The organism is Mycobacterium palustre, from assembly GCF_002101785.1.
Lineage (GTDB): Bacteria > Actinomycetota > Actinomycetes > Mycobacteriales > Mycobacteriaceae > Mycobacterium > Mycobacterium palustre.
Map to the genome: position 1 here is coordinate 1 of NZ_LQPJ01000076.1, position 24,114 is coordinate 24,114.

The window sequence follows — 24,114 nt, forward strand, 5'->3', positions numbered from 1 at the left end:
CGGTGAGCCGGGTCATGCGCTCGGCGATCAGGTGCGCGAGGAGATCTTCGCGAGTGGGGAAGTGGGAGTAAACGGTTGCGATAACCACCGCTTCGCGGCCATCGCGACAGTCGTCGTCGTCGATCGCGAACGTCACGACCTGATGGATCGTTTTGCCGCCGAGAATCCGGGCTGGTCCCAATACCGTGCAATGACCTCGCGTGAGATCCCTGTTATTGCACTGACCCCGTGCCACCAGCAGTGAGCGCTCCGAAACCGGCGCCGGGGCGGAGTGGGCCGGGCGCTCAGGCGAGGTGGGAGCAGGCGGAAAGCACTGCACAGCAACCAAAAACGATGGAAGGAGCAGTAGCCGGCAAGAAGGCGGCTGATCGCCCGGCCAGTACACCCGCAGCTTGTTGGCCATGCGCCGACACCTGCTGCATGCTTAATCACCACCATCGGTAACCGGGGGCCGTCCACGTCGTGTCGAGCGGGGATTGGGCTCAATCGTCATCGCTGATGACCCGGGCACGCCGTGGTCGCACCCACTTGTTGAGTTCGACGACGTTGGGCGCCGGCGGGGTCGTGCCCGAGGCGGTCTTGCGCCGGCAGACGTCGGTGGCGGTCACGATGACCAGGTCTTCGACGCCGCAGCCCAGGATGTCGCACAACGCTGCCATCAGTTGCAGTGAGACCCGTTCGGGCCGTTGATGAACCACGCGATACACCTGGGGCCGCGACAGCTGTATCCCGCGTTCGGCAAGCCGGGGAATCAGGTCAGTGCTGTCGTGCATGCCGTGAGCGGCCATGAGCTCGGCCAGGTCGCAAGGATGATCGACGCGATCGTCGACGCCGCGGAGGACTGGCCGGACAAGTGCGGGGAAATCGGCTTCGACGATCGCCAAACTACGCTGCTCGCGCAGATGCTGCGTCGGCGGATCGACAGCTTGAGGTAACCCGGACGGGCCTAATCTCGCCCCTGCAGGCCCCATCCCGGCTGTAGCGGCGGCAGGTCGCTGAATCCCGGGTCGGGCGGCTCGGCGCTTCCGCCGTCGTCGTCGATCCAGCGGCGGCCGTACTGGTCGGGGATTACGCCCCAGCCCCAATACGGAAGCGGAGATCGCGGCACGATTCCGAGTTCGGCTTCGGGATCGATGCGTTCGGATGCCACCTCGCAGAGGTGTGTCCAGCCGTCGCCGAAATCGAATTCGTAGACGAACCGCTCGCCGAGCGACAACGTCGACAACTTGGTCGTCTCGCCGTCGAGGATCCCCGTGTCGAAGTCGTCGAACTCGGGCTGGCCGATCGCCCGGCCGTCGGCGAACTCGAACTTGTGAAGGTGCGCGCGGTCCCAGCGGGCGAACGCGGTGTCGATCGCCTCGGCGAGCTGGCTGAAGCGGTGTGACCTCGACGCGGCGAAGACGCGTCCCGGCCGGGGCCAGTAATGCTCGCCGCGTCCGCTGACCAGATCGACTCGGATCGACAACCAGGTTCGGGCCATGGCTACCGATACTGCCCTTCCCGGGCGGCGATCACCAAGGGCGCGGCGTGCCCCGGCTTCCTGCGGGGGTGAAGGTGATCGGCAGCGTGCCCAGCCCCGTCATGCTGGGGTTGCCCAGGTATTGGTGGACGTTGTCGACGTCGACCTGGTAGTCGGGGATGCGGTCGAGCACCGCCTTGACCATCACCTGCGACATCAGCCGCGCCAGGTGCGAGCCGACGCAGCGATGCGGCCCGAGCCCGAATGCCAAGTGGCGGTTGGGGGTTCGATCCAGGACGATCTTGTCGGGGTTTTGGAATTCCTTCTCGTCGTGGTTGGCGGACAGCCAGCTGATGACGACTTTGTCGTTCTTTCTTAGGCGTTGGCCGTCGAGGTCGACGTCTCTGGTGACGGTGCGGCTCAGGGTCTGGTTGACCGAGAAGTAGCGCAGGAATTCGTCGGTGGCGGTGCGATGCAGCTCGGGGTGGTCGATGAGTTGTTGTCTTAGCTCCGGGTGGGTGCCGAGGTGCTCGAGGGTGAGCGCGGTTTGGGACGTGGTGGTGTCGACGCCGCCGGCGATGAGGTTCCACAGGATGTTGAGCAGCTGTTCGTCGGTGAGGCGCTGGCCGTCGAATTCGAATTGGAGGAGGAAGCTGGTCAGGTCGTCTTTCGGGTCGGCCTTTCGGGCGGCCGCGAAGTCGAGGACGCCCTGCATCATGGCGGGGACTTCGGCGATGGCGCTCGCGTATTCGGTGCTATCTACCGGCAGGGCCATGACGGAGTGAAAGAGGTTGGCGTAGAGGTGCCAGTTGTCGTAGGGCAGGCCCATCAGCTTCATGGTGAGGATGGCCGGGACCGGGCTGGCGTAGTCGAGCACGAGGTCCATGTGCCCGTGGGTGGCTTTTTGGTCGAGGAACCAGTGCGCCGATTGCTCCATGAACGGTTTCATCTGCTGGACGGCGCCGGGGGAGAAGAACGGCGCCAGCGCGTGCCGGAGGGCTTGGTGGTAGGGGCCGTCGATCTCGCCGATGCCCAGGGCCGGTTGGCCTTCCGGGCGTGGGACGCCCATCTCGCCTTGGTAGTCGACGCCGTCTGCGGAGTCGGGCTCGTATTTGTGGGCGAAGGTGTCGCCGTCGCGTGCGGCCTGGCTCACCGCGGCGTAGCTGCTGAGGTACCAAAACCCGCCGTAGTTCGTGTTCCAGGCGACGGGGCATTTGTGTCTGAGGTCGGCGTTGACGGCCAGCTCGTTGAGGTTGAATTCATCTGAGTGATGGTCGAAGTCGGCGGTGACGTCGTGACGGGTTGTCATCTGAGAAGTCCTCCACGACGCGAGCTCGGCTATCTGCACTATCTTTGCATTATTACGCTCGTGGGTTCCGCCGAGAAAGGCCGCGATGAGTAGTCACCGGACGACCTTCAACCATGTCGGATTGTGCGTCTCCGACCGGGAGCGGTCGCGGCGGTTCTACGAGAACGTGCTGGGGTTTCGGTTCTGGTGGGAGCTTGATCCGCCCGACGGCCCCACCGCCAAGCTGGTGCAGCTTCCCGAGCCGCTCGGGGTGCATGCGACCTACTTGGTGCGCGACGGGTTTGTGCTCGAACTCATGGACTACTCGAAGCGTCAGGTTCACTCCGGGTCGGAACGCGTCATGGATCAGATTGGGCTGACGCACATTTCGCTGTCGGTGTCCGACCTCCCCGGGGCATTGGAGAAGGTCACGGAGTTCGGGGGAGCGGTGGTCGAAGAGACGGTGACCGACGCGATGGCGATGATCCGCGATCCGGACGGGCAACTCCTGGAACTGCTTTCGGACGGCTGGCTGGCGGCATTGCCGCCTCGGCCTTAAAGGGCCCGGCGACTTGCGTCGACGCCGCCGGCTGTTCTCGTGCGCACGTGCCGAGGTCACGAGCGTTTCCGCGGCGGCACCCGTTCCCACCAGTTGATGGTTTCGCCGTCGGTGGTCGGACTGCGGCCATCGCAACAGCCGAGGTTGTGGTCCGGGCCGCGCCCGGCGTACCGGGCTTGGAGAGCGAGCCACCGACCGGCTCCGGATGGTGAACGTCGTAGACGTGGTACGGCGCGGGGCATGATGGGCGCATGGCCGAGCGTGACCGGGATGAATTGGGTCGACCCCGAAGTGCTCGCCCGCGTGATTCGTTGGGCCGGCCGCTGCCCTACGGCAGTGAGGGCGTGGCACGGATCCCCGATCACCTTGAGCTGGCACCGGCCGAAACCCTTGCCTATGCCCAGGATCTCCTGGACCGGGGCCTAGCGTTCAGTGCGCACGAGGTCCTCGAGGCGGCCTGGAAGAACGGTCCCGACGAGGAACGGATGCTGTGGCAGGGTCTGGCGCAGCTCGCGGTGGGCCTCACCCATGTCCAGCGCGGCAACGTCCCGGGGGCGACCAGTCTGCTGCGCCGCGCGTCGGCCCGTCTTTCCCGCGCCGACCGTCCGGCTCGCCACGGGATCGACGTCGCCGGTTTGGTGGGCTATGCCGATGCGCTAATCGACGACCTGGCGGGAGGTGTCGAAATCGCGCCGCAGCGCCTGCGGCCACGCCTAGTGGTAGTCGAACCCGGTGGCGGATAGCGACTTTTGAAGCGTGCGGCCCGCGCGTCGAGTATGCGAAATGGCACCGGCCCCGCCATGCCCAACCATGCCGATTGTGCGTCTCCGATCGGGAGGCGGTCGCGGCGGTTCTACGAGAACGTGCTGGGGTTTCGGTTCTGGTGAGAGCTTGATCCGCCCGACGGCCCCGCCGCCAAGCTGATGCAGCTTCCCGAGCCGCTCGGGGTGCACGCGATCTACTTGGTGCGACGGGTTTGTGCTCGAACTCATGGACTGCTCGAAGCGTCAGGTGCATGCCGGGTCGGGACGCGTCATGGATCAGATTGGGCTAACGCACATTTCGTTGTCGGTGTGCGATCTCCCTGGGGCTTCGGAGAAGGTCACGGAGTTCGGGGGAGCGGTGGTGGAGGGGACGGTGACGGAGGCGATGGCGATGGTCCGCGATCCGGATGGGCAACTGCTGGAACTGCTTTCGGATGGGTCGCGCGGCGTTGCCGCCTCGGCCCTATCGGGACGGCCAGGTGCGCCACATTGTCGGTCTCCGCTGAGATGATGCCGCTCGTGCAGACGACGAGGCGGGAGAACACGATGGTCATTTCGAAGTCGATAACTGCGGCGGTGCTGGCGGCCGCTGCGCTGGGCGTCCTAAGCAGCAGCCCCGCACACGCCGATCCTCCGTGCGCGGCTTTCAATACCTGCCAATACATGCCAAACCCCTACAACCCCGGCCCGTTGATGCCGACGTGGGATGTGCCTGGCACCTACGGCGGCTGGACAAACCTTCCGGTGATCTGCGACCCGGCCAGTTACCGGTGCCAGCAGTACGTGCCGGCGCCCTAACAGGGTGGAATGGCTGTTGGGCAACGTCCTCCGGACGTACAGCGCGATGCTACACAAATGCTACAATTGTAGCATGTCTGAGGTGGCGTCTCGCGAGCTGCGCAATGACACCGCGGCGGTGCTTCGGCGCGTGCGGGAGGGGGAGGACGTCACCATCACTGTCAACGGCCGACCGGTCGCCGTGCTTACCGCTGTTCGGCCGCGGCGTCGGCGCTGGCTGACCAAATCAGAGTTCCTTTCGCGATTGCGCCGCAGTCAAGCCGATGCCGGCTTGCGACAGGACCTCGCAATGCTCGCCGGCGACACCACCGACGATCTCGGGCCAATCCGGTGAGCAAGCCGCCGGTGGCCGGCGTGCTCGACACCTCGGTGTTCATCGCCACGGAAAGCAGTCGGCCGCTCGACGAGGCGCTGATCCCCGACGAAGTCGCCACGACGGTCGTCACCCTCGCCGAGCTCCACGCCGGCGTGCTGGTCGCGACGACTTCCGACATCAGGGCGCAACGCCTCGCGACGCTGGAATCCATCGCTGACATGGAAACGCTGCCGGTCGATGACGACGCGGCCCGAATGTGGGCGCGGTTGCGGATTCATCTCGCCGAAACTGGTCGACGGGTTCGCGTCAACGATCTATGGATTGCGGCCATCGCGGCTTCGCGAGGACTTCCCGTCGTCACCCAGGATGACGACTTCGCCGTTCTGGATGGTGCGCCTAAGGTGGCGATCATTCGGGTATAGCGCTGCGGCGCAGCACAGGTGGCAAAGGAACCGCGTACGTAACCCTTAAGCGTCCTTCTACGGAAACAAGTAGCCTTGGCCAGACCTCACTACCGCGCATGCCTAGGGCATGTCACTCCGTGCCGTCCATGGCAACCGAGAGTTTCGACGCGACCAAATCCTCGGAACCAAAGCTGATTCGACCCGACTGTCGGACCAGTCCGCTACGCTGCCGGCGTGCAAGAGGGCCTCTACGAATCGCTGCTGACGGAACGGTTGCATCGTGAGCTGGCGGAGCGGTCGAACCTGCGCCCCGAAATTGGTTCGGTCGACCTCGGCGAACAGCCGCTGACGATCGCGCGGCACCTCACGCCGCTCATCGAGCGTGCGCTTCACAACACACCGACGCCGCAGGCGCGCGCAGACCTTGTGCACAAGATATTGGCCGCGTTGCCTGAACCCGACGCGATTCAAGACGCGCTGCACCAACGCGAACCTGGGAAAATCGAGCGACTCGACGCGGTGACGGAGGCGAACCGGCTCGGGGTCGCTCGTTTGCCTCGACCCGCCACTCCGTTGTCGGACACGGCGCTGATGACCAATGCGCACAACGAGCCGACGTTGGCCGCGGAGTTGCGCGCCGAACTGGCCAGCGCCGATCAAGTGGACTTGCTATGTGCATTCGTCAAGTGGCAGGGCCTGCGGCTGCTCGAAGACGAACTCAACGAGCTTCGCCGGCGCCGCGTGCCGTTGCGGGTCATCACAACTACCTACCTCGGTGCCACCGACGCACGCGCTCTTGACGCTTTAGTTGAGGAATTCGGCGCGCAGGTGCGGGTCAACTACGAAACTCAGCGCACCCGGTTGCACGCTAAAGCATGGCTATTGCGGCGTAACACCGGCTTTCATACCGGATATGTGGGGTCAAGCAATCTGTCGCACGCCGCGCTCGTCGACGGGCTGGAGTGGAATGTGCGGCTGTCGGCGGTGTCGACACCGCATCTGCTGGAGAAGTTTCGTGCGACCTTCGACTCCTACTGGGAGAACCGTGAGTTCGAGGCTTACCAGCCATCGTCGGACGGGGCGAAGCTGCGGACGGCGCTCGAAATCGCTGCCGGTGGAGGCCAACGCGACCGGGTGACGGTGACATTGTCGGGCCTGGAGGTGTGTCCCAAGCCCTTCCAGGCCGAAATGCTCGAGGAACTCGACGCGGAACGGGTGTTGCACGATCGGCATCGCAACCTGATCGTGGCGGCAACCGGGACAGGCAAGACGGTGGTTGCCGCGCTGGATTATCGCCGCCTCGTGCGCGACACCCACGGACGGGACTTGTCGCTTTTGTTCGTGGCGCACCGCAAGGAGATCTTGACGCAGGCAAGGCGCATTTATCAGGAGGTGTTGACCGAGCCGACGTTCGGTGAGCTCCTGATTGCCGGCGACCAGCCCACCAGGTGGCGACATGTTTTTGCAAGTATCCAGTCACTGTCGGCTGATCGACTTGCGACCATCGAGCCCAACCACTTCGACGTGGTGGTGATTGACGAGTTCCACCATGCTGAAGCGGCGTCCTATCGGCGGTTGCTCCATCATGTACGGCCGATCGAACTGCTCGGACTGACCGCAACGCCCGAGCGAGGCGACGGCGTGGATGTCCGGGAATTTTTCGACTGGCGAGTGGCCGCCGAACTTCGGCTATGGGAAGCGCTGGAACAGCACCTGCTGTGCCCGTTTCATTACTTCGGAGTCTATGACGGGGTTGATCTCGGTGATTTGCAGTGGAGGCGCGGCGGATACGACCTCGCGGCACTCAGCAACCTCTACACCGGAAACGACGCCCGCGTGCGGATTATCCTCAAGGAACTCCGCGATAAGGTGGCCGACGTGTCGGCGATGCGGGCCCTTGGCTTTTGCGTTAGCATCGACCACGCTCGCTACATGGCCGATCGCTTTGTCGCTGCGGGGATTCCGGCCCGCGCCGTGTCAGCGGATACACAACCGGCCGAACGACATGAAGCACTGAAAGCCCTGCGGGACAGGGAAATTAACATCTTGTTTGCCGTCGACCTGTTCAACGAGGGCCTCGACGTTCCCGAGATCGACACCGTGCTGTTTCTGCGCCCGACTGAGAGTGCCACGGTGTTCTTGCAGCAACTTGGCCGAGGTCTGCGGTTGACCGAGGGCAAGACCGTGCTCACCGCCTTGGATTTTGTTGGGCACCAACGTCGTGAGTTCCGCTTCGACCAAAGGTTTCGCGCCCTGACGGGGCTTGGCCGCAAACAGCTGATGCGGCAAGTGGAGCAAGGCTTTCCGTTCCTGCCATCCGGAAGCCAGATCGTGCTGGACGCTGTATCACGCAACATGGTGCTGCAGAACATCCGACAGCAGTTGGCGCCTCGCTGGGCGGCATTGGTATCGGAGGTGCGCGCCCATCCCGGCACTTGTCTCAGCTCGTATCTCGATGCTTCTGGCCGCGGTCTAGAAGACATTTTGCGCACCGGCCGGTCGTGGACGGTGTTGTGCCGCGATGCCGGCAAGATCGTGGCCGACGCTGGACCACGCGAACATGACCTCATCAAACGTGTTCGCGCGCTGGCCCATGTCGACGACCGGCGACGCCACACCGCTTATCTCGGCATCTTGAGTGGGAGCGCACAATTGGTGGACCCAACCGAGAAGCGGCTTGCCGAGATGCTCTTCTTCTCGCTGTTTCCGAACGGCGGCGGATTTGACAGCGTGGCAGCAGGACTCGCGGCGATACTCGACGAGCCTGTCGTCGAAGAACTCCGACAGGTTATCGACATCGCCTTCGACAACGCACGGCGCACCACGTACGCGCTGGACCAGCTCGTTCCTGATCTAGCCGAAGTGCCGCTGGCAGTGCATGCCAGCTACTCGCGCGAGGAGATTCTGGCAGCTCTTGGGTTCGCGTCCTTCCGGCGTACCCCGAGCACCATGCGCGAAGGCGTTGCTTGGTGTGAGTCGGTCAACGCCGACGCTTTCCTGATCACTCTCAAGAAGACGGAAACGGATTACTCGCCGACCACAATGTACCGCGACTTTGCGCTGAGCCCAGAGTTATTCCACTGGGAATCTCAATCGACGACATCCTCAGCATCACCCACCGGGCAGCGCTATATACATCACCGGGAGCGCGGATCCCACATCCTGCTGTTCGTGCGCGAGGCGAAGAGCACTGCGCTGGGTGCGTCGCCGTACACATTTCTGGGGCCGGCTGACTACGTGTCGCATGAAGGGGATCGTCCGATGGCGATCACCTGGCGGACGCGGCATCCGATGCCGATGGATGTCTTCATGGCATCCAGAGCAGCAGTCGCGTGAATGGCGACTGCACATCCCGGGCACTCCAGACAACAAGTTTGAGAGCGGCTACGGCATCTCGGGTGCCAAGCGCAAGCAGCTTCTATGGGAACGTGCCGTTGAGTATGCCGCCGCCCACGAGGACCGCCGCGTAATCATCATGGGCGACTTCAATACTGGGTTTCGCATCGACACCGAGGGCGAAATGTTCAGGCTCTCGCGCTACATGACGAGCCTGATCGACATTGGCTTTGTCGACACATGGCGGTACCTGCACCGCAATGTCCGCGACTACACCTGGTACTCAAAGCGCAAAAACAAGGGCACAGCAAATTCTGAAGACCTCAACGGGTTTCGGTTGGACTACATCTTCGTCTCGCCGGCCCTGCGCCACTCGATCGCGAAAGCCACGATACTTCACCAGCCCCGAACGGCTGGGGTGTCGGACCACGCCAGCGTCCTAGCGGAGATCAACATGTCGGAAGAAAGCCGTGATCAAACGGGACTCAGCACTCTAAGCGAGACGACCCCTCAGCTAGAGCCCAATGGCAACCAACTCGGCGAGACATGCGACTCGTCCGGCAGCCCCGTCGGGAACGTCGTCGGGGATCGGCGCATCCGCATACGTTTCGATCTGGCGCTCGGCGCTCTTGAGGACATGATCTGTGCCCTTAATGGCGAAAACGCCGTCCAGCCATTCCGTCCCACGCACGTAACTGCCGAGTGGGTTGCCGGCGTGCTCAAGCAAGTTCAGATTTGGGGCCCGTTCCTCCGGAAGGACGGTTCACTTGGTAAGCGCATGCTCGATCATCAATGGAAAAGACCCATTGCCGCCGGCGGGGTACGTTACAGCGACTTGCCGCCGATAGTGGCGGCGCGACTCGAGTCGTACCGCGCTTTGAAGCACTTTGCGCCTCCACCTCAATAGCTCAACGGCTGCACTCACAAGGCCGAACGGCGTGATTGATCTTGAGCGTGACAAGCACGTGCCTTGCACCTCAGTTGTACGCCGTAATACCCGCGACGGGATGGGTCGTGCCGATCAGGCGCCTGATTTCGTACTTGCCGAAGGCCCCGTCGACCGGCGACTTCACTGCACGCCTCCTTCATATCTCGGTCAGGGGCCCGGGCTACGCGGCCGTTTGACCGGAAAATCCGGGGGAGCGTAGCGCATCGTTGCATACGCAGGCCCATGGATGTATACGTGCGGTATGGCCACAAAGACGATATCGATCGATCTCGAGGCATACGAGCGCCTGCGGGCCGCTCGGCGTACTCCCAACGAATCGTTCTCTCAGGTCATCATGCGCGCGCACTGGCGCAACGAATCCGCAACGGCGGCAGCGCTTCTGGATGCGCTCGCCGAATTGCCGACGGTGAGCGCCGACGTGCTCGAACGCCTCGATGAGGCGCAGCGGGCGGACGCACCGCCCGCGGACCAATGGCGCCCCGGCCCAGCATCGACACCACGTTCCTCATCGACTTAGAGCGCGAACGCGCCGGGGGTGACGACGAGGGAGCTGCGCACCGAGTTCTCGGACGCTCGCCGGATGCCGAGTTGTTCCTTTCGACGATGGCGCTCGGTGCCGGGCTGGCCGCTAATCCACCAGCGCTAGACCGACGGCCGGAGCTGCATGAAGTCGGGCAAAGCGGCCTGCGGGTTGGACGGGATCGTCGACTCCGGCAGCCCCCGTAGCTGGCGAACGGTCGTACCGCCGTCAACGACGAGCGTCTAACCGGTGGTGCGTGCGGCAAGCTCGGAGGGCAGGAACAACGCGGCGGTGGCGACGTCATGCGCGCGGGGCGTCCTCGTTGCCCGAGCCCACATTGCCCGGCGCGACCGCGTTGGCGCGAATGCCGTTGCGCCCCGGCTCGCCGGCGAAGGTCTTGACCAGCGAGATGACGCCGGCCTTGGCGGCGCCGTAGGCGGCGTGGCAGGTGGCCGCCGCGATGCCGTCGACCGAGGCGATGGCCACCAGCGATCCGCCGCTGCGCTGGGCGATCATGTACCCGCCCGCGGCTTGGAAAAGGTAGAACACCTGGGTCAGGTTGTAGTGGATCGTCGCGTCCCACAACTGGGTGGTGAAGTCCTCGACCTTCGACCAGGTAGCGGCGCCGATGATGTCGACGCACACGTCGAGCCCGCGCAGCGCCGCGACGGCGTGGTCGATCGCGCGGCCGACCTGCACGGGGTCGGTCATGTCGGCGACGATCGGCACGGCGTTGCCGCCCCGGCCGGCGATCTCGTCGACGATGCGATGCGCGCGCCGCTCGTCGATGTCGATGCAGGCCACCATGGCGCTGGCGTCGGCCAGGGCCAGCGACGTGAACCGGCCGCGGCCCGCGCGCTGCGGGATGTAGCCCGCACCCGACACCACCGCGCGTTTACCGGGTAGCCCCAAATCGATCACGACCGACCTCCGTTGCGCCCCAACCAGTCAGCCGTGGCCGAACGATGGCCGACGGTCTTCGTGGAGTATCGAGACCCCGGCAACCGCTGTCAATGATCGCCTGCAAATCGAGGGCTACCCCGCTAACTGCGGATATGGAACCATGTGGCAAATGAAGGACGACGATCCCGAAAAGCGGATCCGCGAGTTGGAACAAGAGCTCGCCGACATGAACCGGCGCGCCCAAAGTCCACCCCAGTACACCGATGCCCCGACCTACTCGGGCGGCGCCTCTTATACGAGCGGCCCGCCCTCCGCGGGCAGCACCCCTGACGCCGGCGGCGCTCCCTACCCGGGCGCTCCGTACCCGCGGGCCTCGCCCTACGGCTTCGGCGCCCCGTCGCCGCGACGCAGATTCCCCTGGACCCTCGTCCTCATCCTGGTCGTGTTCGTCGTGCCGACCATCTTCAGCCTCGTGGCGCACTTCGCCCGCTCCACCTCGGGCGGTTCGGCCCCGAGACCCAAGACCCCCAGGATGACGACGACCAGCGCCGGCCCGACGGCGGTGCCGCAAGGCGGCGAGCTGCGCGTCGGCGGCAGCGGGGACGCCAGAACGATCGCGTGCAACGACGGCAACCTCACGTTGTATGGCACCAACACCATGTACACGGTCACCGGCCACTGCGCCGGCCTCACCGTCGGCGGCTACGACAACAACGTCACCGTCGACAGCGCCGACACCGTCGAGTCCACCGGCTACGGCAACACCGTCACCGACCACGCCTGCAACAACGGCACTTTGAAGCTGTCCAGCTACGGGATCACGTTCAACGTCACCGGCCACTGCGCAACCCTGGCGATCTCCAGCTACCAGAACAACGTCACCGTCGACAGCGTCGACAACGTCGTCGTATCGGGCTACGAGAATAACGTCACCTACCATTCCGGCAAGCCGAACGTCACCGATTCGGGCTACTCCAACAACATTCGCCAGGGCTGACGGCCCGCCAAGCATAACAGAGCGCGCGCTCTGTTATGCTGCGACGGTGCCCCGCCCCCGTCTTTACAACCAGGACCAGATCCTGGACGCCGTCGAACGCCTGGCGGCGCAACACGGGCCCGCGGCGGTCACCATCCGCGCGATCAGCGAATCGACCGGCGTGTCCAACGGCGCGGTCTATCACACCTTCGGCTCCCGCGCGGGCCTGGTGGGCCGCGCATGGCTGCGCGCCGGGCACCGATTCCTCGACGCCCAAACCGAATTGATCGACGCCGCACCCGCCAACGACGCCGCTGCGGCGGTGGTGGCCGCCGCCGAGGCGCCCGCGGTGTTCGCCGACGCGCATCCGCACTCTTCGCAACTCATCCTGACGGTCCGCCGCGACGACCTGCTGGGCCCCGACACGCCCCCCGACATCGCCGCCGAGCTGCGCGACCTGGACCGCCTGCTGATCCAAACCATGATCCGCCTCGCCCGCGCCCTGTGGGACCGCAAGGACGCCGCCGCCGTCGACGTCGTCACAGCTTGCATCGTCGACCTACCGACCGCAATCCTGCTCAGCCGCAACCGAATCCACGACCACGACGCGCGGCAACGGCTGCGCGCGGCGGTGCGCGCCGTGCTGGCCGTCGGCCCGCCGCCGCCCAGACGCAAAACCAAGGAAGGAAACACCCGATGACACCGACACTGACCTGGGACGACACGATCGCCGTCGTCGACCTGGGCGAGGACGAAAACCGTTTCTCCCCAAAGTTTCTCGACGCGATTAACGCGCACCTCGACGACGCCGAAAAGGCCGGCGCGCAGGGCCTGGTCACCACCGCGCGCGGCAAGTTCTACACCAACGGCCTCGACCTGGACTGGCTGGCCGCCCACGCCGAGCAGGCCCAGTCCTACGTCGCCGGCGTGCAGGCGCTGCTGGCCCGCGTGCTGACCTTCCCGGCGCCGACCGCGGCCGCGGTCACCGGGCACGCCTTCGGCGCCGGCGCCATGCTCGCCATGGCCCACGACGTTCGGGTGATGCGCGCCGACCGCGGCTACTTCTGCTTCCCCGAGGTCGACATCCGGATCCCGTTTACCGACGGCATGGCCGCGCTGATCCAGGCCAAGCTCACGCCGCAGGCCGCGGTCGCGTCGATGACCACCGGGCGACGCTTCGGCGGGGAAGAGGCGGCCGAGTTCGGCATCGTCGACGCCACCGCCGCCGAGGGGAAGGTGGCACAAGCTGCCACCGACCTGCTGCGCCCTTTGGCCGGCAAGGACCCGGGCACGCTCGGCGCGATCAAACAAACCATGTTCCGCGCCGCGGTCCAGGCGTTGACCGACGCCTGAAGCACTTCAGCCCAGGTCGTAGGAATCCCGCGACACCCGAAAGAAGTGCCCGGAATTTGTGTGCGCGCGGTGGCCGGCAGCCCGATTGCCGCCGCGGCCGCCGACGCGGCAAACGCGAGCGTGGCGGCCTTCGAAACGCCCTGAACCAAACCGCACCGCGATCCGTCTGCATGGTGACGCAGTCCGTCGGCGTTTGGAGATCCGGTGCGCGAAGGCAACCCGCAGGACCGCTCGGCAACGACGCTCATCCGCCCACTTGGCGCGGTGGAACGGCTGTTCTACCGCTTCGCCGAACGCCATCCCGACCACTTCCTGATGGCGGCGGAGTTCGACGAGGTGCTGACCGCACGCCGGCTGAAACGGGCCCTGGCCGCCGTGCAGCGACGCCACCCCCTGCTCTCGGCCCACGTCGAGGACCGCCCGGACACCCGCCTGGCTTTCTGTCGCGCGCCAACGGTCGCGCCCATCACCCTGACCGTCTACCGCAGCCCCGAAGCGTCGTGGGAGGCCACCGCCGCCGAGGAGCTCGGCCGGCCGTTCGACCGCTCGCGCGCACCGCTGATGCGCGCGTCGCTGGTGCAGGGACCCACGTCCAGTGCGCTGGTGCTGACCTTCGACCACGCGATCGCCGACGGCATATCGGCCGTCCTGGTGCTCGACGACCTGGTCGCCGCGCTCAACGGCGCGACGCTGCTGGATCTCCCGACACCGCCGACTCAGGAACAGCTCGTCGCCGACACGCTGGGCCGACTCGACCCGTTCGACTCCGCCGATCTCCCCAGCGACCCACGGATGACCGAGCCCAGCACCCTCCGCCCCTTCGACGGCACGTTGACCAACGTCCACGCCATGGCCATGGCGGAGCTGGACGCCGCGAGGCTGGTGGCGCGGTGCCGCGCGGAACGCGCGACGGTGCACGCGGCGATCGTGACCGCGGCGTGCCGGGTGCGCGCCGCCGACACCGGGGAAGACTTTGTGCGCGTGCTCAATCCGATGAACATCCGGGCGCTGATCGGGCTGCGGCGGGACTGCGGGTTGTACATCCAGTCGACCTCCACGGGGTTGGCGCCGTGGGACGGGACGGCGTTCTGGGAGCAGGCGCGCGCGATGACCGCACACCTCGAGGTGGCGAGGTCGGCGCGCGGCATCCGCACCGCCTCGCTCGCCATCGAGCACGCCATGCCGGTCGACGCCGCAGCCGACGAGGCGGTGAATGTTTTCACCCGCCTGGTCCCGTGGGAGATGATCGCCAGCAACGTCGGCGTGCAGAACCTCGCCGACGCCTGCCCGTTGCGCCCCACCGCGATCTGGGGGCCGCTCCTCCAAACCCAAACCGACGGCGAATATTTCATCGGCATCACCACCTACCAGGGCCAGCTGCGGATGGCCACCTGCGGCTACAGCGTGCCCAGCACGTTCTTGAAAGGCGTCGGTGCGGCGCTGGTCGCCGCCGTCGACGAGAGGACAGAGGTTGCTACCATCGCGCGATGACTGATCGGCGCACCGTCCTGAAGCTCGCCGGTGTCGCACCGGTGCTGCTCGGTGCGGGCGCGTTGTTCGTCCCGCGCGCCGGCGCAAGCCTTTCCGGGGCGGCCGTCTTCCTCGACCCGGGCCACAACGCAGTCAACGACGCCTCCATCAACCAGCAGGTGACCAACGGCCGGGGCGGCACCAAGGCCTGCCAAACCTCGGGCGCCGCCGCCAACGACGGCTACACCGAGCACGCCTTCACCTGGGCGGTCGTTGGGTTGATCAACGGCTCGCTCACCCAGGTGGGCGTGCACACCCAGCTGTCGCGCGGCGACGACAGCTCCGTCGGGCCCTGCGTGGATCAGCGTGCGGCACAGGCGAATGCGATGCACCCCGACGCGATCGTGAGCATCCACGCCGACGGCGGACCCCCGTCTGGCTCGGGCTTCCACGTCAACTACTCCAGCCCGCCGCTCAACGACGTGCAGGCCGGCCCCGCCGTCCAGCTGGCGCGCACCATGCGGGATGCGTTGGTACAGGCGGGATTTCAGCCTTCCAACTATGTCGGGTCGGACGGCCTGTATGGCCGCGACGACCTCGCCGGGCTCAACCTGGCCCAGTACCCGGCGATCCTCGTCGAGCTGGGCAACATGAAAAACCCCGAGGACGCCGCGCGCATGGAAAGCCCCGACGGCCGGGCAAAATACGCCGACGCCGTCACCCAGGGGATCGTCACGTACTTGAATGCCCGCTGAGATCCGCCTTGGCCTTCGCGGAACCGATTGGGGCGCATTGCTGTTGGGCGGCGTAAAGAATCATGCCGGCGGTCAGGAACGCGGGCTTGGCCTGGTCGGCGGCGTCGATGGGCAGGTTCGCGGCGCGCCGCAGCACCATCAGCGCGAGCGCGGTGTACGTCGCGTAGGGAACGATCAGCAGGTTGACGTGGGCGTCGCGGCCGGCGATGGTCATCACGTGCTGACGCTTGCCCTCCCATCCGGGCCAGTTGTATTCGGGCGGTCGTTGCAGCGGCGGCCAATTGACGTTGATCGACGTGACCTCGCCGAGCAACGGCCTGAGCACGGCGATCAGCTCGGGCAGTTCGTTGGTGATGCGGTCGTTGCGCGGCCACCACGCACCGTCGATGTCGTGACCAAGCTCGCGCGCCACGGAGAGCCGGATGGGGTCGTGTCGGCGTCGGGCCGCCCGCGGATAGGTCACCGTCGGCATTCGGATCGGCGGGCTGCGGGGCTCACGGGCGTTCCTTCACCTCGGCGTCGACCGCCCCGCCGGTGCGGGGCGACGGAGGAATCACATTGCCCGTGGATATCGTCCCGTCGGGTGGACCACCGCTGACAACGAAAAAGCTCGTCTCCGACTTTACGCTCCTGCCGCATCGTTAATTCGACGGGCCGCCGCAACGGCTGGCTAGAACACTTGGCCGATCATGGTCGCGACGATGAGCACCAGCACGGAGATCCCCAGGACGTACACCTGCCGGCGGGGCGTGATGCGGGCGGGGTGGGGGTCGCACTGCAGGTTGTGCTGGCGCTGCAGGGCCATCAGGTAGGTGCCCACCGCGACGGCGGCGGCCAGGACAGCCGGTATCACCTCCGTCGCCCGGAGCGGCCCGTGCAGGTTTCTGATGGTCAGCAGCGCGCCATTGCCCAGGAACGCGAACGACGTCCGGGTCCAGGCCAGCGTCGTCCGGTCGGCCGGGTCGTTCGCCCGGTCGCTCACCCCATGACCGCCTTGGCGACCACCAACCCGAGCGCCACCAAGCCCACCACGCTCAGCCCCACCGCCAGGTAGGCCGGCGTGGGATGGCGGGGCAGCGGCTCGCCGCGGCGCATCGCGTGGTCGGCCTGCCGCCACCGCAGCAGGCCCATCCCGCTGGTGAGGATCGCCAGCACCGCCAAACCCACGCCCAGCGTGCGCCGCGCGCCGGGCACCGTCAGCTCGGGAACCAGCTGCACCAGCGCGACGGCCGCCGCGAGCAGCCCGAGCGCGGTGCGCTGCCACGCCAGAAAGGTGCGCTCGTTGGCCAGAGTGAAGCGGTAGTCGGGCTCGCGCTCTTCGGGCCCGGCCCCGGCGTTGTCGGCCACGAACCACCTCGTAGGTCAAGGGTTTCGACGCCGCCGATCTTAACCACCCGCACGGCCCGGCAAGATGGGGCTGTGGTCAAGGCGTTGTTGTTCGACGTGCAGGGCACGGCGACGGACTTCTACTCGACGGTGTGCGAGGAGGCGGCGCGCATCAGCGCCGGGCGGCACCCCGACGCCGACTGGGGTGAGTTCGTGAAGCGCTGGCGCGCAGGCTATTTCGTCGCTTTGGAGGCAGCGCAGGGGAGTGGTTGGGTTTCGGTGCGCTCGGTGTATCGCCGCGCGCTGGACACCGTCCTCGCCGACTGCGGCATCACCGGATTCTCCGACGCCGAGCGCGAGGAGCTGACGCTGGCCTGGCAGCGGCTGCGGCCGTGGCCCGACGTGGTGCCCGGGCTGACCCGGCTGAAGGGTGCCTACACGCTGGCCACCCTGTCGAACGCCGACGTGTCGGCGGTGGTCAACATCTCCAAGCGCGCCGGCCTGCCCTGGGACGCGATCTTTGCCGCCGAGATGGCCGGGGTGTTCAAACCCGACCCCGCGATCTATCGCCTGGCCGCCCGCTACCTCGGCCTCGACCCCGCCGACATCATGATGGTGGCCAGCCACAAGTACGACGTCCGCGCCGCGGGCCGGTTCGGGTTTGCGACCGCCTTCGTCGCGCGCCCGCTGGAATTCGGGCCCGACGGCGACGCCGACGTCGCCTACTCGGACGAGTTCGACGTCAACGCCGCCGACTTCCTGGACCTGGCGGCGCAGCTCGGCTGCTAGTGGCGCGCGGACCCGGTCAGCGGCTGACCGTCGGCGGCCTGCAGCAGGCAGATGACGGTGCTGGGCGTGGGGTCGGCGCCGGTGCGGTCCTGGTTGGAGTCGATCGGGTCGTCGGCGGCCACCGGGGCGCCACGATACACCTCGGCCAAATGCGGTGTGCCGCAGTCGACCTCAGCCACCCACTGGCCCGCCCGAGGGTCGATCCACTCGACGGTGCGCGGGCCGGGCGCCGCGGCCGCATCGCCGCAGCTTACGCGGAAGTCAGTGCCGGGTCGGGCTTTTCCGACGACATCGCCAGAAAACCGCGCACGCAGCGGGCGGCCAGCCACCAGTTCGCCGGCCTCTTCATGTCCAGCCCACCCAGCAGCTGCTTGATCATGGTCAGCGTGTCGAAGTAGATGCGTTCGCAGACAAGGGTTTCGGTCTCGTCGAACACGAAGTAGGCGGTCATGCGGACCCGGAAGCGGCTGCCGGTCGGCGGAACCTTGCCCAGATAGCCGCGGTGGGTGCCCATCAGCCAGAACTCGACGATCACCGCGTCGGCGCTGTGGCGCAGCGCGATGATCTCGTGGTCCTGGTCGGGAAACGCGGTGCGCGTGTAGACGTAGTAGCCGCGCACCGCCTGCTCGCCGTCGTGGACGACCATCTGCGGGATCAGCTCGTAGCGCGGGTGCGGGAACGTCGCCAACACGTCGTCCCAGTCCTGGCGGACCTCGTCGCGGAAGTGGTCGAGGACGAGCTTCTCGCGGGCGGCCAGCACCTCGGGAGCGGGAAAGGCGGTAATGGTCACCGGGTCAGCGTAGACCGCGGAAGTTACCGCGGGACTTAACGTGGGGGAGTCCAGGCGACCGGCAGCCTCTTGATCCCGTGAATGAACTGCGACAGCAACCGCGAGGGCTCCTCGACCGCGACGACGTCCGGCATCTCGCGGCGCAATTCGTCGAACACCACCCGGATCTCGCGGCGCGCCAAATTGGCGCCCAGGCAGAAATGCGCGCCGCCGCCGCCGAAGCCCAGATGCGGATTGGGGTTGCGCGCCAGGTCAAACAGCCACGGGTTGGCGAACTTTGACTCGTCGCGGTTGGCCGAGTTGTACCACAGCGCGACCTTGTCGCCGGCGGCCATCTTTACGCCGCTCAGCTCTACGTCGCGGGTCAGCGTGCGGCGCATGTAGACCACCGGCGAGGCCCACCGCACGATCTCCTCGACCGCGGTGGGCGCCAGGGCGTCGTAGTCGGCCCACCACTTCTCGCGCTCGGCGGGATACCGCGACAGCGCCAGCACCCCATGGCTGATCGCGTTGCGCGTCGTCTCGTTGCCGGCCACCACCAGCAGGATGAAAAACGACGCGATCTCCGACGACGACAGCCGGTCGCCGTCGACCTCGGCCTCCACCAGGGCCGTGGTCAGGTCGTCGCGGTGATTGACGCGGCGGTCCTCGGCCAGCGCGGTCGCGTAGGCGCCGATGTCCATCGAAATCTGAATGAACTCCTCGAAGTTCGTCGTCAGGTCGGGGTCGCCGAACCCGAGAATCACGTTGGTCCAATGGAATACCCGCTGATGGTCCTCCTCGGGAATGCCCATCATGTCGCAGATGATCTGCAGCGGCAGCGGCCCGGCCAGCTCGCCGACCAGGTCGGCCGAGCCGTCGGGATGGTTGGCGATCAAATCGGCGACCAGCCGGCGGGCCCGCTCCCGCACCGACGCCTCGATGCGGGCCACCACCTTCGGGGTGAACGCCCGGCTGACGATCGAGCGCAGCCGTTGATGCCGCGGATCGTCGAGCACGATCATCGAGCCGAAGTATTCGGCGATCTCCGGCGCGTTGTCGTTGATCGTGATGTTGGGGCTGGAGCTGAAGATCTCGGGGTGCCGGCTGGCGAAGTGGACGTCGTCGAGCCTGGTCAGCGCCCAATACCCGTTGCCCGCCTGGAACCCTTCCAGCTGGATCGCGGGCCAGAACGAGATCGGCGCCTCACGGCGCAGGGTGGCGAACGCCGCGTCGCGGTGGTCGTCGTCGAGCGCCCAGAAGTCCAGCGACTCGAGATGGATGTCGGCAAGCGGAATCTTCGGCGGCGGTGCGCCGTTCACCCGCGGCGCGATCCCGGTCCTCTGTGGCACGGGCGAACCTAGTGCGAACAGATGGTGCGGGCGGGCGTGCCCGTCGTCGCGGTCGCGTTACTGACGACGTTGCCGTCGAGCAGGATCTTGCAGGTGATCGGGCCCGCGCCCTGGGCGCTGATGACGAACGCCTGCCCGCCGAACGAGGTGAACTCCGTCGACCACGGCAGCGGCGCATTCACCGCGCGCCGCTGGCCGTTGTCGGATTGGTACGAGATGTATTCGGCGACGGCGGGGCCGCTCACCTCGTAGCGGACCATGGGGAACTGGGGCAGGGCGTTGGCGACACCGGACGCGTTCGCGAAACCGACGCCGACCGCCAACAGGATCGCCGGCCCGCGCAGATGACTGGTCATGGTTTCTCATCGTGTCACCCGGTGGGGCGGCAGGGAAGGAATTTCGTCGGCGCCGGGCGCGCGGTGCACCGATTCCACGGTGTAGAGGTGCGGGTCGAAGCTCGTCGCGAGCGCCGCGCAGCGGTCCATGTGTTCGCGCGCGCCCGGGTCCTGCAGCATCGCGTAAAACGCCTCGGCGCTTTCCCACTGCGCGTAGTTGACGACGCGGGTGCCGTCGGTGCTGAGGTGGATGTTGGCCGAGACGAAGCCGGGGACGAACCGCATCGTCTCCTCGGTGGCGGCGCGCAGCATGTCGGCGAGTTCCGCCGCCCGCTCGGGCGCCACGGTGAAGACGTTGATCAGGGTGGCCAGCGGGGCGTGCTCGTGGATCGTGGTCATCTTCGGACCTTCCCATCTATGTCAGGAACCTCACACCACACCATAGCGCGATGTAAGGTTCTTGTCATGAGGAGAGCTCAGATCGAGCGTGGCCCGGGGTATCTGGTGAAGCGGGTGCAGCAGAACCTGCGCCGCCGCTGCGACGCCGCGCTGAAGCCGATCGGGCTGTCGATGTCCCAGTACGCGGTGCTGCGTGCGCTGCACGATCACCCGGACGCGTCGGCCTCCGAACTGGCGCGGCTGTGCTTCGTGACCCGCCAGTCGGTGCGCGACGTTTTGGGCGGACTGACCGCCGCCGGGCTGGTCGCCTTGTCCGACCACCAGGCGCGGGGCCGCGCCCAGGCGCTGCAGCTGACCCCGCTCGGGCTGCGGCGACTCAAGAGCAGCCACGCCGCGGTCGAGGCCGTCGAAGCCGAGATGCTGCACGGCATCCCGGCCTCGGCGCGCAAGCAACTCGCCGGCCTGCTGGAACGCTGCGCGGAAAACCTCGAAGCCGCGCCGGACGAGGTCTAGAGCCCCGCGGCGCGCGGGCTTAGGGTGAACGCCATGTCGGAACACGGCTCAAAGCGTGTGGTGGTCTGGGGCACGGGGTTCGTCGGCAAGATGGTGATCTCCGAGATCGTCAAGCATCCGCTGTTCGAGCTGGTCGGCGTGGGCGTCAGCAACCCCGACAAGGTCGGCCGCGACGTCGGCGACATCTGCGGGCTGCCCGAACCGGTCGGCATCACCGCCACCGACGACGTCGACTCCCTGATCGCGCTCAAACCCGACGCGCTGGTGCACTACGGCCCGACGGCGATGCACGCCAAGGACAACATCGCGCTGATCACGCGCTTTTTGCGGGCCGGCATCGACGTGTGCTCGACGGCGATGACGCCGTGGGTGTGGCCGAGCATGCACCTGAACCCGCCGAACTGGATCGAGCCCATCACCGAGGCCTGCGAGCTGGGCGAGTCGTCGTGCTTCACCACCGGCATCGACCCCGGGTTCGCCAACGACCTGTTCCCGATGACGCTGATGGGCCTGTGCTCGGAGGTGCGCCGGGTCCGGGCGTCCGAGCTGCTGGACTACACCAACTACGAGGGCGACTACGAGGTCGAGATGGGCATCGGCCGCGAGCCCGAATACAGCCCGCTGCTCGAAGACTCCAACATGCTGATCTTCGCGTGGGGCGCGACGGTCCCGATGATCGCCCACGCCGCCGGCATCATGCTCGACGAGATCACCACGACATGGGACAAATGGGTCACCCCGACCGAGCGCACCACCGCCAAGGGCGTCATCAAGCCCGGCCACGTCGCGGCCGTCCGATTCACCATCAACGGTGTCTATCAGGGCGAGACCCGCATCCAGCTCGAACACGTCAACCGCATCGGGCTCGATGCCGCGCCCGACTGGCCGTCGGGCCACGACAACGACGTCTACCGCGTCGACATCGAAGGCACGCCGAGCATCTTCCAGGAAACGGCGTTCCGGTTCACCGACGGCTCGGGCCGCGACGCGGCGACGGCGGGCTGCCTGGCGACGGGGATGCGGGCGCTCAACGCGGTGCCCGCCGTCAACGACCTGCGGCCGGGCTGGGTGACTCCGCTGGACCTGCCGCTGATCGCCGGCGCCGGCAACATCCGCTGACCAGGGCCGCACAGCTGCGGGCAGGCGGGCACACAGCTGAGGCATAGCCGATACTTTGAAAGGCTATAGGTATTGGCGGCAGAATGAATGTGCTTGGCTGCATGCCGCTCAATACGGGGATGGGACAGATGGCCGACGAAGCTAGGCCCGCGCTGGGCTTGTCGATTGGTTCCACGAACCTCGCGGCCGTGACCGCGAACCTGGCGATCACCCGCAAGCCGGTCCTCACGCTGTACCGGCAACGCCCGCCGGAAGTGGGCGTGCCCTCCGAAAACCCCCGGCTCGACGAGCCTGGCCTGGTCGTCAGCGACTTCGTCGACCGCGTCGGCGATCCGGTCGGCATCGTCGCGGCCGACGGCTCGGTGCACCGCAGCGAGGCACTGGTCGCCGACGCGCTGCGGGCCCTGGCCTACGCCGCCACCGGCGGGCGGCCGCTGCCCGAAAGCGTCGCCGTCACTTATCCCGCGCACTGGTCGGCCAAGTCCGTGGACGCCACGGGCGCCGCCCTGGGCCGGGTGGTCGAATGGTCGCACAACGCCCGGCCGCCCCTGCTCATCCCCGACGCCGCCGCCGCGCTGGTCGCCGCCCGGACCAACCCCGGCATCCCGGCCCGCGGCACCGTCGCGGTCTGCGACTTCGGCGGCAGCGGCACCAGCATCACGCTGATGGACACCGCCGGTGACTGCCAGCCCCTCGCGCCGACCGTGCGGCACCACGACTTCTCCGGCGACATGATCGACCAGGCGCTGCTGACCGCCGTTTTGGCCGACGCGCCCGGCGGGGGTTCGTTCGACACCTCGGCCATCGGGGCGCTGAGCCGGCTGCGGGCGGCGTGCCGCACGGCCAAGGAGCAACTCTCGTCGAACACGGTGACCAGCCTCGCCGACGACATCCGGCTCACCCGCAACGAGCTCGACGAGGTGATCCGCGAGCCGCTGAACAACTTCGTGGCCGTGCTGGACGAGGCGTTGCGGCGCAACGGGATTCGCGACCTCGTCGCGGTGGTGTCGGTGGGTGGCGGGGCGAACATCCCGTCGGTCACCACGACGCTGTCGGGACACCTTCGGGTTCCGGTCGTCACCGCGCCGCGTCCCCAACTGACGCCCGCGATCGGCGGGGCGCTGCGGGCGGCGCGCCCCGAGGACACCAGCGCGACGAGAGCGGCCCCGGCCGCCCCGGTGCCGGTGTTGGCGACGGCGGCCGCTCCGGTCGCGCGGGCCGCGCAGCCGTGGCCGGGGTCGACCGCCACGGCCGAGGCGCCGGCGTCGAGTGCGATGCCCGCGATGGCCTGGTCGGAAGCGCCGGCCGGCGAGTCGCGGGCCATGCCCGCCGCCGGGGGCTCGGGCTACACCTCGGCCCGCCCGGCGATCAAGTTCGACCAACCCGAACGCCCGGCCCCGGAACCCAAAAAGCCGGTCATCCCGTGGTACCGGCTGCCGGGGGTGATCATCATCAGCACCGTGGTGGCGCTGGCGCTGGTCGGCACCGCGTTGGCGATCGCGTTGGGCGGCGACGACAAGCCGGCGAGCACGCCGCCAGTCACGAGCACCCCGACCTCCCCGGCACCCGCACCGTCCACGACGCCACAGCCACCGCCGTCACCCGGCGACGAGGTCGCGAATCCCGTTGCGCCGCAACGCCTCGTCCAGCACGGCCACGAAG

Annotated in this window: 29 protein-coding genes and 2 pseudogenes; 19 read left to right on the forward strand and 12 right to left on the reverse strand. The window is 67.1% G+C overall.

Annotation, left to right across the window (positions count from 1 at the left end; genetic code table 11):
• Positions 1–244: PNPOx family protein (locus AWC19_RS28955; RefSeq protein ID WP_142281062.1), on the forward strand; the 244-nt coding region annotated here is incomplete at its 5' end.
• Positions 245–482: 238 nt separating this feature from the next.
• On the opposite strand, the gene AWC19_RS07650 is transcribed toward AWC19_RS28955, so the two are convergent.
• The 3 genes from AWC19_RS07650 to AWC19_RS07660 form a co-directional block, all read right to left on the reverse strand.
• Entirely contained in the window at positions 483–788 is a 306-nt protein-coding gene (locus AWC19_RS07650; protein WP_085077466.1) for a helix-turn-helix domain-containing protein, read from the reverse strand.
• 158 nt (positions 789–946) lie between these two features.
• Positions 947–1,480 carry an IS1096 element passenger TnpR family protein gene (locus tag AWC19_RS07655; protein WP_085077467.1) on the reverse strand — a complete coding sequence of 178 codons (534 nt, stop codon included), beginning with the start codon at positions 1,478–1,480 and terminating at the stop codon, positions 947–949.
• 31 nt (positions 1,481–1,511) lie between these two features.
• Positions 1,512–2,768 (reverse strand): cytochrome P450, encoded by a 1,257-nt coding sequence (locus AWC19_RS07660; protein WP_085077468.1) that lies wholly within the window; start codon positions 2,766–2,768, stop codon positions 1,512–1,514.
• 85 nt (positions 2,769–2,853) lie between these two features.
• Here AWC19_RS07660 and AWC19_RS07665 point away from each other — a divergent pair, with 85 nt between their 5' ends.
• The 9 genes and pseudogenes from AWC19_RS07665 to AWC19_RS07705 all read left to right on the forward strand — a co-directional run bounded on the left by AWC19_RS07665 (position 2,854) and on the right by AWC19_RS07705 (position 10,390).
• Positions 2,854–3,306 carry a VOC family protein gene (locus AWC19_RS07665; RefSeq protein WP_085077469.1) on the forward strand — a complete coding sequence of 151 codons (453 nt, stop codon included), beginning with the start codon at positions 2,854–2,856 and terminating at the stop codon, positions 3,304–3,306.
• Positions 3,307–3,557: 251 nt separating this feature from the next.
• Positions 3,558–4,049, forward strand: coding sequence for a DUF309 domain-containing protein (locus AWC19_RS07670; protein ID WP_085077470.1), 492 nt, complete (start codon positions 3,558–3,560; stop codon positions 4,047–4,049).
• A gap of 74 nt (positions 4,050–4,123) precedes the next feature.
• Positions 4,124–4,576 (forward strand): annotated as a pseudogene (locus AWC19_RS30440) (VOC family protein).
• Between the two features lie 4 nt (positions 4,577–4,580).
• Entirely contained in the window at positions 4,581–4,868 is a 288-nt protein-coding gene (locus AWC19_RS07680; protein ID WP_372508662.1) for a hypothetical protein, read from the forward strand.
• A 73-nt stretch (positions 4,869–4,941) separates the two neighbouring features.
• Positions 4,942–5,202, forward strand: coding sequence for a type II toxin-antitoxin system Phd/YefM family antitoxin (locus tag AWC19_RS07685; RefSeq protein ID WP_085077488.1), 261 nt, complete (start codon positions 4,942–4,944; stop codon positions 5,200–5,202).
• Positions 5,199–5,606, forward strand: coding sequence for a type II toxin-antitoxin system VapC family toxin (locus tag AWC19_RS07690; RefSeq protein WP_085077472.1), 408 nt, complete (start codon positions 5,199–5,201; stop codon positions 5,604–5,606). The genes AWC19_RS07685 and AWC19_RS07690 overlap by 4 nt, the downstream gene beginning before the upstream one ends.
• 216 nt (positions 5,607–5,822) lie before the next feature.
• Positions 5,823–8,924 carry a DEAD/DEAH box helicase gene (locus AWC19_RS07695; RefSeq protein ID WP_085077473.1) on the forward strand — a complete coding sequence of 1,034 codons (3,102 nt, stop codon included), beginning with the start codon at positions 5,823–5,825 and terminating at the stop codon, positions 8,922–8,924.
• Positions 8,890–9,831 (forward strand): endonuclease/exonuclease/phosphatase family protein, encoded by a 942-nt coding sequence (locus tag AWC19_RS07700; protein ID WP_085077474.1) that lies wholly within the window; start codon positions 8,890–8,892, stop codon positions 9,829–9,831. Before AWC19_RS07695 ends, AWC19_RS07700 begins: the two co-directional genes overlap by 35 nt.
• 283 nt (positions 9,832–10,114) lie before the next feature.
• Complete coding sequence (locus AWC19_RS07705; RefSeq protein ID WP_085077475.1) at positions 10,115–10,390, forward strand: antitoxin VapB family protein; 276 nt, start codon at positions 10,115–10,117, stop codon at positions 10,388–10,390.
• Between the two features lie 303 nt (positions 10,391–10,693).
• On the opposite strand, the gene AWC19_RS07710 is transcribed toward AWC19_RS07705, so the two are convergent.
• Positions 10,694–11,314, reverse strand: a complete 621-nt coding sequence (locus tag AWC19_RS07710) for an SDR family NAD(P)-dependent oxidoreductase (protein WP_211284876.1) — start codon at positions 11,312–11,314, stop codon at positions 10,694–10,696.
• A 151-nt stretch (positions 11,315–11,465) separates the two neighbouring features.
• Between AWC19_RS07710 and AWC19_RS07715 the strand changes: the two genes are divergently transcribed.
• The 5 genes from AWC19_RS07715 (at position 11,466) to AWC19_RS07735 (ending at position 15,850) form a co-directional block, all read left to right on the forward strand.
• Positions 11,466–12,293, forward strand: coding sequence for a DUF3060 domain-containing protein (locus AWC19_RS07715; RefSeq protein ID WP_158090848.1), 828 nt, complete (start codon positions 11,466–11,468; stop codon positions 12,291–12,293).
• A gap of 46 nt (positions 12,294–12,339) precedes the next feature.
• Entirely contained in the window at positions 12,340–12,972 is a 633-nt protein-coding gene (locus AWC19_RS07720) for a TetR/AcrR family transcriptional regulator (protein ID WP_085077477.1), read from the forward strand.
• Positions 12,969–13,625 (forward strand): enoyl-CoA hydratase-related protein, encoded by a 657-nt coding sequence (locus AWC19_RS07725; RefSeq protein WP_085077478.1) that lies wholly within the window; start codon positions 12,969–12,971, stop codon positions 13,623–13,625. Before AWC19_RS07720 ends, AWC19_RS07725 begins: the two co-directional genes overlap by 4 nt.
• A gap of 204 nt (positions 13,626–13,829) precedes the next feature.
• A complete protein-coding gene (locus AWC19_RS07730; protein WP_085077479.1) occupies positions 13,830–15,116 on the forward strand; it encodes a condensation domain-containing protein in 1,287 nt (428 codons plus the stop codon).
• Entirely contained in the window at positions 15,113–15,850 is a 738-nt protein-coding gene (locus AWC19_RS07735) for an Rv3717 family N-acetylmuramoyl-L-alanine amidase (RefSeq protein WP_085077480.1), read from the forward strand. Before AWC19_RS07730 ends, AWC19_RS07735 begins: the two co-directional genes overlap by 4 nt.
• Here AWC19_RS07735 and AWC19_RS07740 read toward each other — a convergent pair.
• The 3 genes from AWC19_RS07740 to AWC19_RS07750 form a co-directional block, all read right to left on the reverse strand.
• The gene (locus AWC19_RS07740; RefSeq protein ID WP_245848816.1) at positions 15,828–16,313 is read right to left on the reverse strand and encodes a DUF5994 family protein; all 486 of its coding nucleotides are present in this window, start codon (positions 16,311–16,313) and stop codon (positions 15,828–15,830) included. The genes AWC19_RS07735 and AWC19_RS07740 overlap by 23 nt on opposite strands.
• Before the next feature lie 207 nt (positions 16,314–16,520).
• Positions 16,521–16,832 (reverse strand): DUF202 domain-containing protein, encoded by a 312-nt coding sequence (locus AWC19_RS07745; RefSeq protein WP_085077482.1) that lies wholly within the window; start codon positions 16,830–16,832, stop codon positions 16,521–16,523.
• Positions 16,829–17,197, reverse strand: coding sequence for a YidH family protein (locus AWC19_RS07750; protein ID WP_085077483.1), 369 nt, complete (start codon positions 17,195–17,197; stop codon positions 16,829–16,831). The genes AWC19_RS07745 and AWC19_RS07750 overlap by 4 nt, the downstream gene beginning before the upstream one ends.
• Before the next feature lie 72 nt (positions 17,198–17,269).
• On the opposite strand from AWC19_RS07750, the gene AWC19_RS07755 reads away from it, so the two are divergent.
• Positions 17,270–17,965, forward strand: coding sequence for a haloacid dehalogenase type II (locus AWC19_RS07755; protein WP_245848818.1), 696 nt, complete (start codon positions 17,270–17,272; stop codon positions 17,963–17,965).
• On the opposite strand, the pseudogene AWC19_RS07760 reads toward AWC19_RS07755, so the two are convergent.
• From AWC19_RS07760 to AWC19_RS28970, 5 genes and pseudogenes are all read right to left on the reverse strand, one after another.
• Positions 17,962–18,204: pseudogene (locus AWC19_RS07760) on the reverse strand (hypothetical protein); the annotation flags it as partial. The gene AWC19_RS07755 and the pseudogene AWC19_RS07760 overlap by 4 nt on opposite strands.
• A gap of 11 nt (positions 18,205–18,215) precedes the next feature.
• Positions 18,216–18,755 carry an ester cyclase gene (locus AWC19_RS07765; protein ID WP_085077484.1) on the reverse strand — a complete coding sequence of 180 codons (540 nt, stop codon included), beginning with the start codon at positions 18,753–18,755 and terminating at the stop codon, positions 18,216–18,218.
• 35 nt (positions 18,756–18,790) lie between these two features.
• The gene (locus AWC19_RS07770; protein ID WP_085077485.1) at positions 18,791–20,086 is read right to left on the reverse strand and encodes a cytochrome P450; all 1,296 of its coding nucleotides are present in this window, start codon (positions 20,084–20,086) and stop codon (positions 18,791–18,793) included.
• Between the two features lie 8 nt (positions 20,087–20,094).
• Positions 20,095–20,442: an MmpS family transport accessory protein gene (locus AWC19_RS28965; protein WP_142281064.1), complete on the reverse strand. Its 348-nt coding sequence runs from the start codon at positions 20,440–20,442 to the stop codon at positions 20,095–20,097.
• A 6-nt stretch (positions 20,443–20,448) separates the two neighbouring features.
• Positions 20,449–20,820 (reverse strand): antibiotic biosynthesis monooxygenase family protein, encoded by a 372-nt coding sequence (locus AWC19_RS28970; protein ID WP_142281065.1) that lies wholly within the window; start codon positions 20,818–20,820, stop codon positions 20,449–20,451.
• Positions 20,821–20,886: 66 nt separating this feature from the next.
• Here AWC19_RS28970 and AWC19_RS07780 point away from each other — a divergent pair, with 66 nt between their 5' ends.
• From AWC19_RS07780 to AWC19_RS28975, 3 genes are all read left to right on the forward strand, one after another.
• Positions 20,887–21,333, forward strand: a complete 447-nt coding sequence (locus tag AWC19_RS07780) for a MarR family winged helix-turn-helix transcriptional regulator (protein WP_085077486.1) — start codon at positions 20,887–20,889, stop codon at positions 21,331–21,333.
• A 33-nt stretch (positions 21,334–21,366) separates the two neighbouring features.
• Positions 21,367–22,452 (forward strand): NAD(P)H-dependent amine dehydrogenase family protein, encoded by a 1,086-nt coding sequence (locus tag AWC19_RS07785; RefSeq protein WP_085077487.1) that lies wholly within the window; start codon positions 21,367–21,369, stop codon positions 22,450–22,452.
• 128 nt (positions 22,453–22,580) lie between these two features.
• Positions 22,581–24,114: Hsp70 family protein (locus tag AWC19_RS28975; RefSeq protein ID WP_142281066.1), on the forward strand; the 1,534-nt coding region annotated here is incomplete at its 3' end.